Here is a 13,306-nt window from a genome sequence, read left to right on the forward strand (position 1 = left end):
GGTGTCGCTCAGCTATCGTTGGGAGGCGCAAATAAAAACGGGAAATTCGCAAATAAACTCTCGATTTGTGCAAATAAAACGTAAAATGCCGCAATTAAAGTTGGGTGCGATCCTAAGCAAGGGGTAATTTTCCTCTAGATTTGTAGAGAAAAGTTACCCCTTTTTAAGAACATCTCAGTAAGAGTTCTCCAGTAGTTTTATAAATTCCTCCGCCGGCAGCGGCTTGCTGAACAGGTAGCCTTGGGCGCAGTTGCATTGGTATTTGCGCAGGATGTCGAGCTGGTCGGTGGTTTCGACCCCTTCGGCGATGACGTTCAGACCGAGGTTGTGGGCCATGAGCAGAATCGCGGTGGCGATGTTTTGATCGCAATTGCTGTTGGCGATATCTCGGACAAAGGATTGGTCGATTTTCAGGCTGTCGATCGGGAAGGTCTTCAAATAGCTGAGCGAGCTGTAACCGGTGCCGAAATCGTCAATTGAAATATTGACGCCGAGGTCCTTTAGTTCCCGCAGAATTTTTGATGCAGTTTCGACATCCATTGTCATGCTTTCGGTGATCTCAATCGTCAGGTGTGCGGGGTTAATCCCCGTCTCGTTTAGGGCATCAGCAATCACGAAGGCCAAGTTCTTCTTGTAAAATTGGCGAATCGAGATGTTGACAGCCACCGACAAGTTGAGACCCTCCTGCTCCCATGCCTTCAGTTGCCTGCAGGCGGTGTTCAGGATCCACTCGCCAATCGGCACAATCATCCCCGTTTCTTCGGCGATGGGGATGAAGCGGTCAGGTCCGACATGGCCGAGCGTCGAATTTTTCCAGCGCAGCAGCGACTCGGCGCCGACGATGGTATTGGTGGAAAGGTTGATGATCGGCTGGTAATGGAGCTCAAATTCTCCCTTCTCCAGCGCTTTTCGCAGCTCCATTTCGATTTCGTGACGGTCGTATAGCTCTTTGTCCAGGACGGCGTCATAAAACTGATAGTTGTTGCGCCCTTTGTGCTTCGCCTTGTACATGGCGACGTCAGCCTTCCTAAGCAGGTCAACCATGGTTTCGCCGTCCATTGGATACAGGCTGATGCCGAGGCTCGTGGTGACAAACACCTCATTCCCGTCGACGATTAACGGTTCCTCCAGCACATTGATGATCCGCTGGGCGATGCTTGCGGCCTCCTGTTTGCTGACATCTATCAGCAGCAGGGCAAACTCGTCGCCTCCTTGCCTTGAAGCCGTGTCCTCCTCGCGGATGGCGGACAGAAGCCTTCTAGCGACATGTTCCAGCACCAGGTCGCCCATGTTGTGGCCGAGCGTGTCGTTAATGATTTTAAACCGGTCGAGGTCAAGGTACATGAAGGCAATGGCTTGCTGCGGCTTGTCTGTATGCTGTTTGATTGCCTCCGTGGCTTTTTCGTCAAAAAGTCGCCGTTTCGGCAGGCCGGTCAGTTCGTCATAAAACGCCATAAAGTTGATCGTTTCTTCTGCTTGGTAATGGTGAACGGCCAGGCTTGTCAGGTGGACCGCTTTTTCGATGAGCTGGATATCGGCCTCGGTCGGTTCGCACGGCTGGTTGTAATAGATTGAAAAAACAGCAATCGGCTCCTCCTGGCTGTTGAATACAGGTGTCGACCAGCTGGCTCGGAGCCCGCATTTGACCGCGATGTCCCGGTGCTTTTTCCATAAGGGGTCATTGGCGATGTCGCTGACGATGATTGGCCGTTTATGATACGCGGCGGCGGCGGCCGCTCCCGATTCCGGACCGATGGGCAAGTGGTTGATTTGCTTGGTATAGGCGGCCGGAATCGACGGTGAAGACGCATGGACGAGGCTTGTGCCGTCTTGTTCTGTTAGGTAGATCGAGCATATGCCATCATCGGAAACGAATTCAACCAGACGGATGATTTCGGCGAGCACATCGGGGAGCGCGGCCCCTTTGGCGATCATTTCAAGGACGTGGTTTTGTCCGTTTAGCATTGTTTCAAGGGTGTTCCTCTCGGTGACGTCACGGACCATGCCGACGACGCCTTCGATTTTGCCCTCGACCCAGATTGGCACGGCAGTGATAAATAAATCCAATGCTTTTCCATCTTTTTTATGAATGCTGATGTTAAACCGCTCGCTGTCGCCTTCCAGAACGCGCTTGAAGTATTGCGTGGCCGCTTCCGCTTCGTTCAGGTTCATTAGCTCGTAAAAGGACATCTGCAGGAGTTCTTGTTTGTCGTATCCGACTAGTTCGGCGGCTGCATCGTTGACGAGGATAAATTTTCCGTTCAGGTCCAGCGCGTAGCAGGCGTCATGGTTGTAATCGAACAGTGATTGATAGATATCCGATTTTGGGCCAATAATCGAGTTCGAGTTCATCATACCGAATCCCCTCATGGTGAATTATTATTTATTCTACTAAATTTTGATAAGGTTATCAGTATTATGAGGGATTTGGCGAGTGGGAAATTTTAGCGGGTTGATTTTTTGGTTTTGCGTCGGAGGATGGGGTTCGTGGCAGTGATTGGGTTCGGGGAACCCCGGGGGCTGGTCTGTGCGCCTGACGGGGTTCAACTACGAAGATCAGGTGTCGGAGCCTAAGGCTGCGTTCATTTTTCAAAAAGCTCTTGGGTTTGTCACTCCTCTAAAGGCCGATTTTTGGGTATAATAAAGGAATATGGATTTTGGGAGGCAAGGGGCGGAGCGGCTAGTTATGGGGCAGGTATACTTTTTTATGGCTTGAATTAGGCTTGCTTAGCTCTGCTCACACCGCCTTTATTGGCAAGGTCTGATTGTTTGTATGATTTTTTTTAATATATAGGGTGCTGATACGCAGGATTATTTTTGAGTAGAGGAGGCGCGGACGATGGAGTCGTTTCCTGGGAGTGAGAAGGTTCAGGAGCTGGCGGATGAGCTGCAGGATTTGTTGATTGCGCATTCGTCGGAGGATGCGCGGATGGTCCAGAGCGGGATGATGTTGTTTCGGCAGGGGCTGGTGACGCAGCTGCGCTATGAGGGCGGCGAGTTTTGCGCGACGGTGCAGGATGTGACGCCGGCGAAGGTGCGGCTCGATCCGGAGTTTCTCGGTTTGAGCGAGTGTTCGTGCCCGGGCGAGGGGCTGTGCCGGCATCAGTTGGCGGTGTTTTTTGCCGTGTATTCGAAGGTCGGCAGTGTGAGCGATTGGCTGGCGGAGTGGCGTGAGCCGGCGCGGGAGACGCGTTCGGCGGCGGTGATGGGGCTGCAGGTGGCGAAGGACCTGATGAAGGCCGGGCGGCTGCCGAAACCGGATTATGATAAGTGGCTTGGGTTGTTCGAGTCAAGTTTTGATACGCTGATAGGCGGCAAGAAGTATACAAACCCGTATGTGATTTCGGAGCTGTTTGGGATTTACCAGCGGCGGGTGATGGCGAGTGCCCCGATGGAGCAGGAGTGGCGCCAGCTGTATGGGCTTGTGGCGGCGGTTGTGTCGTTTCGGAAGCTCGCGGTGCTGACGGATGAGCTCGGGTTTGCCGAGGAGGCCGTGCGCCGGGCGTATGGGCATTGTTTTCATAATTTGTTGGATGATGCCGACGATTTGGCTGGAAAAATGAGTGCCCAGGCGCTTCCGTTTGCGTTTGATGCGTTTATTGAGCGGTTGAAGGATGAGGTGTTTGCGGCGCTGACGTGCAGTGGCGGGTTTGTGCAGGAGCGGGTGTATTTGCACCGGGTGATGTGGACGGAGGTTTTTCGGAAGAAAGAGTGGCGGCAGGAGGAAGCTTTGCGGATTGGAGCGCGGTTGAAGGATTTGGACGACGAGGAGAATCCGCTGGCGCTTGAGGTGACGATGATTCATTTGTACTTCCTGCTCGACAATGATGAGCTGGCGCTAAAGCTGGCCGGGCGGATGGATGATTCGGCTTTGGTGCCGTTTATGGTGTACTGGATTGATTTTTTCACAGTGGCGAAGGCATGGCGTCGTGTCGGGCCGGTGATTGACATGTTCTTGGGCAAGTTGAAGGGATATTTGGAACGGCTCACGTCGTATCATAGCCGTTCGGCGTTTGTGAGGACGGCGCTGCGGGCGATTTCTGGGTATTGCACGGAGAACGGGCGGTCCGATGTGTTTGAGCGGGCGCTGTTGAGTGGTTTGCCCTATAGTTATGCTGATTATGAGTATTTGTTGTTTGAGCGCGGCGATTATGCGCGGTGGGCTGAGCTGCAGGCGTTTGTCGGGATGGAGTATGCCGACTTGCCAAAGGAACGGGTGAAGTTGGTCGAGAAGGAACGGCCCGATTTGCTGCTGGGGATGCTGCACCAGGTCGCGCAGAAGGAAATCGATGCGAAGAATCGGGGTAGCTACCGGTTGGCCGTCCGACACTTGAAGAAGCTGCGGACGTTGTACAAGAAGCTGAAGCGGGTCGACGATTGGGAGTATTTTTTGGATGGGCTGATGGAGCGGACTAAAAGGCTTAGGGCATTTCATGAGGAGTGTCAGAGGAGTAAGTTGATATAGAGATGGTGTTAATGGTGTAGATGGTGGTATTGGTGTCAGGCACCGCCCGTGGACAGTTTGGCGATTTTGTCCACGTGGGGCGGACAGTTGGGGTTTGTGGGCTGCGGTTGGGTTTGGTGCGGGCGGTGCCTGAGGTGGTGCGCAAATAAACTGATGTAAAGAGTAATAATAGTTTGTTTTTCTGTATATTAAACCGGAATATGTGCAAAAAAAGTGAAGTGGATCAGGTATTGGTCTTTTATAAAAAGGCCATTGGCTACCGAAAAGGCTTTGGATTTGAGGCTTCGGTCGCCAATAAAGGACCATTGTTATTGGCGACCTTAAATCATTCTGGCACATCCTTACGGATAAATTCTTTAAAGATACCATCTTTAGAGGTACATAGTGATTCCTCGCGTTTATTTTTCGAGGGATTGAAGAAAAAAGGAGCACGTTCGATGCTTAGAACCAAGTTTTTGAAATTAAATACAACTAAATTAGCGGATGGCCGCTTTCTTCTTTCTGCTGAGGATGAGCATGGGCGGACGATGGCTCCGTTTCGGTGGAAGAACCTTGTGTTCAGCAGCCATGAGGAGAGCTTCTTCGGGACGGTGCTGGACGAGGCCGCGGTGGACGATGTCGAGGGTGTGGTCGTGAATGGCTGGCAGCTCGTGTCGCTTTTTGCCAAGGAGTCGTTCAACCGCTTCCTTGAATGGGACTGGAATGAGGAGTCTGAGATTTGCCTTGCTGCCGGCAACTCGCTTTATGAGGGAATTGTCGAAAAAGATTGGCATCCGGACTTTTCGGTTTGGGGACCAGAAGGCGAGTTCCGCTGGAAGCTGCCCGAGCGGGTCAAGGATGAGTTTGGCCCCGAGTTTTGGGAACAGGATGTCGAGGATGCAGGGGTTGAACATGAATCCCCCGCCCCAACTGCCCGCGAGTACATTTCCGATTTGTTCAACGAGGCAATGGATTCTTTTTTAACAAGAAATTCGGCGATGAAGGAGCTGTTCGGGCCGAAGCTTGACCTGTTGAAAAAGCAAAACATTTCGGGAGTTGAACTGGCGCGGTATTTTGATGAGGAAAGCTGGCTTGAGTGGGTCGGAATCAAGGAGAGCGATGCGCCATTTACGATTGGACTGCGGCTGGATGAGCCAGAGGACGGCGAGGGCGACTGGAGTCTGGATGTGTTTTTGCGCGGAAAGAAAGATACCGACCAAGTGATGGATGTCGAGGATGTGAAGCGGATCCCTGCGAAGTGGCGGCCGTTTTTGGATAAAGTGGACCGGGAGCAGGCCCGCTGGGTGCGGCTGATTCCGTGGCTTGGCGACGACGCAGGCGATGTGGATGCTGAGGGCATTGCCCCGTTGAAAACCGAGCTGACTGAGGAAGAAGCGTGGATGTTTTTGACCGAGGCAAGCGAGACGCTGCTGGCGCTTGATGTTGAAATCCTCCTCCCTTCATGGTGGCAGGCGATGAAAAATGCCAACTTGAAGGTAAAGGCGGCGGTCAAGGGGACCGGAAGCCACCGGCCGTCGTTTGTCGGCTTGCAGCAGATGTTGGATTTTAACTGGCGTTTTTCAATGAATGGCGTCGATTTGGACGAGGATGAGTTCAACCGGCTTGTCGAGGAAAAGCGGCGGCTTGTCTATATTCGCGGGCGCTGGGTGAAGCTCGATCCGCAGTTTATTCGACAAATTCAGGATTTGATGAAACGGGCCGAAAAGGAAGGCTTGCACGTCCGTGATTTGCTTGAGCAGGAGCTGGTGGCGGCCGGCGAGGGTGAAGAGGATGCGGAGAATCCGAAGGCGTTCGCGAAGATTCAGATTGAGCTGAACCGGCAGTGGAAGCAGATGATGAAGCAGTTGTCGGAGACGAACGAGGTGCCGATTGTCGAGGTGCCGGAGGGGCTGAACGGCGAATTGCGGCCTTACCAGCAGCTTGGGATGAGCTGGCTTTGGTTCCTAAGACAGTATGGATTTGGCGCTGTGTTGGCCGATGATATGGGCTTGGGGAAAACCGTGCAGCTTATTTCGTATCTGTTAAAGGTGAAAGATGAAGTTGGGGATCAACTGGCGGTTGTGCCTGGCGGCGATGTTGGTGGCGGTGGAAGTAGCAGAAGTGTGGCTGAAGTTGAGACTGTTGACATTGTGGAAAGTCAGCAAATCGTGCCTGACACCGACAGCACTGTTTCCAACATGGAAAGCGGCGAATTGGTGCCTGACACCGACAGCACTGTTTCCAAGGTGGAAAGCGGCGAATTGGCGCCTGACACCGAGACAACGGGCACCACGACTCAGGCCATCACTCCTCGTAAGAAGGGCGCACCTCCAACCGGCCCATCGAAGGTACCAACAAAAGCGGCGTTGATTATATGCCCTACTTCTGTTCTGGGCAACTGGCAGAAGGAGTTGGAGAGGTTTGCGCCGGAGATGAAGGTGTATCTTCATTACGGGTCGAACCGCCTGAAGGAGGATGCTTTTTCCGAGAAGGTGCAAGACGCGGATGTGGTGCTGACCTCCTATGGGTTAAGCCATCAGGACTCTGAGGAATTGGAGTCGCTGCTGTGGAGCACGATTGCGATTGATGAGGCGCAGAACATCAAGAATGCCCAAACGAAGCAATCGAAGGCAGTGCGCAGGCTCCGTGGCCGCCATCATATCGCGTTGACAGGGACCCCGATGGAAAATCGGCTATCCGAGTTGTGGTCGATTTTTGATTTTACCAATCACGGCTATCTCGGCAGCTTGGGGCAGTTCCAGAAGCGGTTCATCATCCCGATTGAAAAGGATGATAAGAAGGATAAGATTCAGCAGCTTCAATCGTTGATTCGCCCCTTCCTTCTGCGGCGGACGAAAAAAGATGAAGAAGTTGCGCTTAATTTGCCTGATAAACTCGAACAGAAAGAGTATTGCCCGTTGACAGCTGAGCAGGCATCACTGTATGAGCAGCTGATTCATGATACGTTTGAGCAAATTGAAAAACTGACTGGCTTTGAGCGCAAGGGATTAGTGCTGCAAATGCTTAGCCGTTTGAAGCAGCTGTGCAACCACCCTGCTTTGTATTTGAAGGAAAAATCAGCGGGACGGCAGCTGTTGGACCGGTCAAATAAATTGGAGAAGCTTATTGAGCTGGTTGATGCGGTTTTGGACCAGGGTGAAAGCTGCCTGATTTTTACGCAATATATTGAAATGGGCGAGATGATTCGGAGTACGGTGAAGAAGAAGTTTGGCGTGGATGTGCCGTTTTTGAACGGGAGTGTTTCGAAGACGCAGCGTGACGCGATGATTGAGCGGTTCCAAAATGGGGAGTTTCCGGTATTTTTACTGTCGCTGAAGGCGGGTGGAACCGGGTTGAACCTGACCGCGGCCAATCATGTCATCCACTACGACCGTTGGTGGAATCCGGCTGTCGAGAACCAAGCGACGGACCGGGCCTACCGGATTGGGCAGTCACGTTTCGTGCATGTTCACAAGCTCATCTGTACCGGCACGCTTGAGGAAAAAATCGACGCGATGCTCGAGAAAAAACAATTCCTCAACGACCAGATCATCCAGAGCGAAAACTGGATCACCGAGCTTTCGGACGATGAATTAAAGGATTTAGTGTATTTGGGGTAAGGGATTTGGACAGTGGCTTTTTAAGAGGCTACTGTCTTTATTTTTGATTTTTAATTTATATAGGCTCCGTCACTATGAGCCTTCCCCTAGTTACCGGCATGCGAGTTTTTTCTTGGGATCGGGCACTATGAGCCTTTCATAATCACCGGCACGCGGATTTCCTCCTTGGCCCGGGCACTAAAGGCCTTTCATTATGACAGGTTTACCACGATTTTCTCGGTACTGGCGCTATTTCAAACCCTTAAATTATTACTCTTGCTAAAAACAACAATGGTTACGAAAACAACCTTTTGAAATGTTTTTATCATTATAAAAGGACCCAGCCTGCGCCGGGTCCTTTAAATTTTTCTATCGATATTAGTCTAAGACTACAATTTTAACTGTTTTTCTGCCCCATTGAATCGCTTGGGCGTAAGTTGGCATGAGCACGTCGATTTTGTGGCCTTTGATGGCGCCGCCTGTGTCACCGGCGATGGCCACGCCGTAGCCTTCCACCCAGACTTTTTTACCAAGCGGGATGACTCTTGGGTCGACCGCGATTAGCTTCATGTTCGGATTGGCCGCGATATTGTAGCCCAACTTTGTGATGGAGCCGGACTCTTCCGGACTGTAAGCGGTTGCGGAAACGTACAGTTCTTGTCCAGAAATGGCCGCTCCTCCCCCATCATTCGCTGTTGATGCAACCTGTGGCCTTGCCTGTGCTGCCATCGCTGCCTGGATATTGGCGATTTGAGAAGCTACAGCCGACTTTTCCTTTTCGGCAAGTGCGACCTGTTGTGAAATTTGATTATATTTTTCCTGTGCTGCAGCTAGTGTCTGCTGCTGTTGCTGCATGTTGTTGTCAAGCTCGGCCTGCTGGCTGGCTAAGGTTTGTTGATGTTCTTCTAACACCTGCTCCTGCCGATCAATCACTTGCTTGTCCTTTTCAATCTGCTGCAGGTCTGTCTTTTGTGCTGTTAAAATATCTTTATCCGCATCCATCAGCGCTGATGCCGCAGTGGCACGCTTCAGGAATTCGGCAATGCTGTCGGATTCAAAGAAAATGCTGATCATTAAGTTGACATTGTCATTTTGCTGGAGTGCCACGGCCCGCTTTTTCATGATGTCATTACGGCCGAGGATTTTATCCTCCAGGACGACAATTTCTTCTCTTTTTTGTTGGATGAGCTTGTTGACCTCATCAATTTCTGCTTGCGTTTTGGCCATTTCCTCTTTGTTTTTTGAAATGGAATTATATAATGAATCGAGTTCTGCCTGGATTTTCTTTATTTCTTGATTGACAGCTTGCTGTTGGTCCCGTTGCTCTTCTAGCAATCTCTGTTTCTCTTGAAGCTGCCTATTTGCATTATGTAGGGCTTCATTATTGGTTTGTGCATATGTAACGGCTGTGCCGGTTCCACATAACACAATTGTAAGTACCACGAGAACTATGCGCTTAAACGTATGCTGCATACACTTCTCCCTCCTTATATGTCAGTTATAACAGAAAAACGTGCCTGTTATGTTACAAAAAGATTAAAATAACATCACAAATAGACCGAAAACTGCAAAAAACAGCCAGAAAATGGCTAAAATGTGGCATTTTAGGGTTTAATTTGGTAATATATAGGAGGTTAATAGGGATAGTCGCATTGGTACAGTGTAAACGTCACTAATGGTGTCAGGCACCACCGGTGGACATTTGTCCGTGTGGAGTGGACAAATCCTTTTGCAGTTATATAACAAGGTTGTAATAAAACAACAAGCCGAAAGGTTCCGGTTTTCAACCGGAACCTTTCGGCTTGTTGCAGGGTAAGTTAAGATGGAATTTTGTAATTGGTTGTGAACCGCTTTATAGCTTTATAGCTTTATAGCTTAACTCTAATTTTACCATAAATCTTCCGTTCATCGCTTTCCCTAAGTTGTTTTGCCGCTGACAGGGTGCGCACTTTGATTCTTTTTGGAAGGCAGGTTTGGTGCAAGGGATATCCCAACAGGAATGAAACCCATGGTCCCTCCTGTACAACAAAGTGGCCCAGGGCATCATAAATTTCCGCTTCGGGTACTTCACATTCGGATTCAACTTTTAATGAATACTGGTTAAAGGTAATGTGGAAATTCCTATTACAAAAATAAATCGGTTCTTTTTCAATGTCCCTGAGGGGGATATATTGATAAGAAGAATTTGTTAACGAGGCTGACTGATGTGATAGTTTGATAGCATCTGAAAAATTGGGTTTCCTACTAACCGTCCATTCTTTGCTGCTTGTTACGTCTCCAATAAACACCAGGAAAACATCATCCATTCAACACCTCCAAATTATGACATATAGATACATTTCTCCTAATTATTCGACTAAATTCTCCAATCTCCTTTCCTATAAAAATGACGTTTTCGTGTCTTTTCACTCGGACAGTTTTTAAAATAAAATCCATATTAAATTAAAAAAATCGGTCGAGGCTTTTTTTCGCTGGTCCATCCCTACTCCCCGTTTCGCGTAATCCGGGGAGATTTTTTGGGTATTTTTCACTACTGGCTGACATAGGAATACAAAGAAGGATGTCCAAATTTTAGAGGGGGAATTTTTCAAATGAAGCATGTTGAAACCCAAAACTCAGAACAATTGCAACATTATTAAGGTGAATAAGAAAAGACGATCACATTGTGTACCGTCCTAGGGATGCCTCTCCGCACGCGGCAGGCCTGTTTCTTGTTTAAAAAAAGATAGTAGATTCCTGTCGAACGATAAGGAAACCGGAGCATCTGGAAGGATATGGCTGGATTTTTGAGGCTCCGAGAGGACAGTTTTCTAGAATCGCACTCAGACCGCGAGAGCCCAGATTATCCCTTGTACACCATTTTGAGAAAATTCTGTGAAAAAACTATACTTAGGTGTGTCCAAAAAATTGAGAAAATAGGGGGATTATGCTTGTGAAATATTTCGTGAAGGGATTGTTGGTATTTACCTTGTTGCTGGCCTTGGCCGCGTGTGGGAGTAAAGATGCATCAACTGACGGAATGAAGTTGGTCGACGAAGGAAAGTTTACCTTTGCTGCTTCAGGTGAATTTAAACCATTTAGTTACGTGAACAAAGATGGCACCATGATCGGATTTGATATTGAGGTAGGCGAAGCTGTTGCCAAAGAGCTGGGGCTAGATCCGGTGCAGAAGAAGTTTAAATTTGGCGGGATTGTTGAAGGTGTAAAGTCGGGGCGCTTTGATGCAGCCGTTGCCAGCCACACCATCACAGAGGAACGCTTGCAGGCTGTCAATTTTTCCACTCCATACTACTACTCAGGACCTCAAATTTTCGTACGACCTGACAGTTCGATCGAAACCCTCGATGACCTTAAAGGCAAGGAAATTGCCGTATCGAAAGGTTCTACCTATGCAGATACTGCTGCGAAAGTAACAGAAAATATCATTCTGCTCGACAGCGATGTCGTCGCGCTTGAAGCGCTCAGCAAGGGGAAACACGACGCCGTCATTACCGATTTTGTCACCGGAAAGGAAGCGATCGGGGCCGGAATGAAGATTGTCGGCAAAGAGTTGCTCGGCCGCAGTGAACAAGCCATCGCGGTCTCCAAGGAAAACGAAAAGCTGCTTGAGGACATTAACAAGGCGCTCGAAACACTCCGCGACAACGGTACCTTGAAAAAAATCAGCGAGAAGTACTTCGGGGAAGACATTACGGTTGACCCTGAGAGCTAAAAGAAGCACGCCATAACACCCTAGAAAGGAGAGCATTATGGAATGGTTAACTAAATTTTTCGAATCTTACCCTGTATTTCTAAAAGGGATGCTGCTGACGTTTGAGTTGACGGCAGTGGGCATTTTCTTCGGTATTTTTGTCGGATTGTTGTTTGCCTTTTTAAAAATTTCCAAGGTGAGGGTGCTCGAATGGATTGCTGATGCTTACATCTTTCTCGTTCGCGGCACGCCGCTCATCGTCCAGATATTCGTATTCTACTATGGCTTGACGTCGCTAAATATGTCGGCGTTTCTTGCGGCGTCTCTCGGATTGGCCTTCCACAATGGCGCTTATATTGCCGAGATTTTCCGCGGGACGATTCAGTCGATTGACCCGGGGCAAATGGAGGCCGGGCGCTCACTCGGGATGAGCGTTAAGCTCACCTATCGGCGTATCATTTTGCCGCAGGCCATGCGCCGCGCAATGCCGCCGCTCGGCAATCAATTTATTATCGCCCTGAAGGATTCGTCGCTCGCCGCGTTCATCGGGATGTACGAGCTGTTCAACGTCGCAACCACCTTTGGCTCTAACACCTTCGACTATATGACCTACCTACTGATTGTCGCGGTCTACTACCTCATCCTCGTGTTCCTGTTCTCGGTGCTGACAAGAAAGGTCGAGAACCGACTGGCCGTCAGTGAATAAGGCCGGTCAAGACACAGGGCATAAGCGACTAAGAAAGGAGAGGCTGACACTATGATAAAGGTAGAAAAATTGAATAAATCGTTCGGCGATTTGCACGTACTGTTTGACATCGATTTGACCGTGAACGAGCGGGAAGTGGTTTGCCTAATTGGCGCGAGCGGTTCCGGAAAAAGCACGCTGCTTCGCTGCCTCAATTTCCTGGAGGTCAAGGATAGCGGCACGATTACGATTGACGGCGAGCAGATTGAGCCCGACACCCATGACTTAAATCAGGTCCGCACCCGGGTGGGGATGGTGTTCCAGCACTTTCACCTGTTCCCGCACATGACCGTGATGGAAAATATTATCGAAGCGCCCATTCATGTGAAAAAAATTCCGCGCGAGCAAGCTTTACGTGAGGCAAAAGAGCTGCTCGCGAAGGTCGGCTTGAGCGACAAGGAAAACGTCTACCCCGCCAAGCTTTCCGGCGGGCAAAAGCAGCGGGTCGCCATCGCCCGCGCCCTCGCGATGAAGCCCGAGGTCATGCTGTTTGACGAACCAACCTCCGCCCTCGACCCCGAGCTCGTCGGCGAAGTCTTGGCCACCATGAAAAAATTGGCCTTGGAGGGCATGACGATGGTCGTGGTTACTCATGAAATGGGCTTCGCCCGCGAAGTCGCCGACTCGGTCATTTACATGCACGATGGCCGCATCGTCGAGGTCGGTCCTCCGGAAAAATTGTTCGGCAACCCTTCCGAGCAGCGAACGAAGGAATTTTTGGATTCGATCCTGTAGGCTTCTAAATAGTAAGAAAAAACGATTAACTAAAAAACACTAAAAGTGACCAATAAATAGGCAAGTCCCACCAGAAGTTCAATGGGAGTATG

Annotated in this window: 8 protein-coding genes; 5 read left to right on the forward strand and 3 right to left on the reverse strand. The window is 49.9% G+C overall.

Features of this window, described 5'->3' with window-relative positions; translation table 11 throughout:
- Positions 1-174: 174 nt before the first annotated feature.
- On the reverse strand, positions 175-2,355 hold the full coding sequence (locus tag M3234_RS03145) for a bifunctional diguanylate cyclase/phosphodiesterase (protein ID WP_262303281.1): 2,181 nt from the start codon (positions 2,353-2,355) through the stop codon (positions 175-177).
- A gap of 484 nt (positions 2,356-2,839) precedes the next feature.
- Between M3234_RS03145 and M3234_RS03150 the strand changes: the two genes are divergently transcribed.
- Together M3234_RS03150 and M3234_RS03155 are read left to right on the forward strand one after the other, a co-directional pair.
- A complete protein-coding gene (locus M3234_RS03150) occupies positions 2,840-4,465 on the forward strand; it encodes an SWIM zinc finger family protein (protein WP_262303282.1) in 1,626 nt (541 codons plus the stop codon).
- Positions 4,466-4,902: 437 nt separating this feature from the next.
- Positions 4,903-8,064, forward strand: a complete 3,162-nt coding sequence (locus tag M3234_RS03155) for a DEAD/DEAH box helicase (RefSeq protein ID WP_262303567.1) — start codon at positions 4,903-4,905, stop codon at positions 8,062-8,064.
- 357 nt (positions 8,065-8,421) lie between these two features.
- Here M3234_RS03155 and M3234_RS29185 read toward each other — a convergent pair whose 3' ends face one another.
- Both M3234_RS29185 and M3234_RS03165 read right to left on the reverse strand, forming a co-directional pair.
- Positions 8,422-9,516: a 3D domain-containing protein gene (locus M3234_RS29185; protein ID WP_285858217.1), complete on the reverse strand. Its 1,095-nt coding sequence runs from the start codon at positions 9,514-9,516 to the stop codon at positions 8,422-8,424.
- Between the two features lie 395 nt (positions 9,517-9,911).
- A complete protein-coding gene (locus tag M3234_RS03165; protein WP_262303283.1) occupies positions 9,912-10,349 on the reverse strand; it encodes a hypothetical protein in 438 nt (145 codons plus the stop codon).
- Positions 10,350-10,969: 620 nt separating this feature from the next.
- On the opposite strand from M3234_RS03165, the gene M3234_RS03170 reads away from it, so the two are divergent.
- Genes M3234_RS03170 through M3234_RS03180 form a run of 3 tightly spaced genes read left to right on the forward strand, consistent with a single transcriptional unit; the run spans position 10,970 to position 13,214 of the window.
- Positions 10,970-11,755, forward strand: a complete 786-nt coding sequence (locus tag M3234_RS03170) for a transporter substrate-binding domain-containing protein (protein ID WP_262303284.1) — start codon at positions 10,970-10,972, stop codon at positions 11,753-11,755.
- 37 nt (positions 11,756-11,792) lie between these two features.
- Positions 11,793-12,440: an amino acid ABC transporter permease gene (locus tag M3234_RS03175; RefSeq protein ID WP_262303285.1), complete on the forward strand. Its 648-nt coding sequence runs from the start codon at positions 11,793-11,795 to the stop codon at positions 12,438-12,440.
- A gap of 51 nt (positions 12,441-12,491) precedes the next feature.
- The gene (locus M3234_RS03180) at positions 12,492-13,214 is read left to right on the forward strand and encodes an amino acid ABC transporter ATP-binding protein (protein WP_262303286.1); all 723 of its coding nucleotides are present in this window, start codon (positions 12,492-12,494) and stop codon (positions 13,212-13,214) included.
- Positions 13,215-13,306: the final 92 nt, after the last annotated feature.

Origin of the sequence: Neobacillus niacini (genome assembly GCF_023715785.1) — a bacterium.
Classification (GTDB): Bacteria; Bacillota; Bacilli; order Bacillales; family Cytobacillaceae; genus Neobacillus; species Neobacillus niacini_E.

What these genes read in the sequence shown, in the direction of transcription:
- M3234_RS03145 (WP_262303281.1), bottom strand. Translation starts at nt 2,355, where the DNA reads ATGATGAACTCGAACTCGATTATTGGCCCAAAATCGGATATCTATCAA.
- M3234_RS03150 (WP_262303282.1), top strand. Translation starts at nt 2,840, where the DNA reads ATGGAGTCGTTTCCTGGGAGTGAGAAGGTTCAGGAGCTGGCGGATGAG.
- M3234_RS03155 (WP_262303567.1), top strand. Translation starts at nt 4,903, where the DNA reads ATGCTTAGAACCAAGTTTTTGAAATTAAATACAACTAAATTAGCGGAT.
- M3234_RS29185 (WP_285858217.1), bottom strand. Translation starts at nt 9,516, where the DNA reads ATGCAGCATACGTTTAAGCGCATAGTTCTCGTGGTACTTACAATTGTG.
- M3234_RS03165 (WP_262303283.1), bottom strand. Translation starts at nt 10,349, where the DNA reads ATGGATGATGTTTTCCTGGTGTTTATTGGAGACGTAACAAGCAGCAAA.
- M3234_RS03170 (WP_262303284.1), top strand. Translation starts at nt 10,970, where the DNA reads ATGCTTGTGAAATATTTCGTGAAGGGATTGTTGGTATTTACCTTGTTG.
- M3234_RS03175 (WP_262303285.1), top strand. Translation starts at nt 11,793, where the DNA reads ATGGAATGGTTAACTAAATTTTTCGAATCTTACCCTGTATTTCTAAAA.
- M3234_RS03180 (WP_262303286.1), top strand. Translation starts at nt 12,492, where the DNA reads ATGATAAAGGTAGAAAAATTGAATAAATCGTTCGGCGATTTGCACGTA.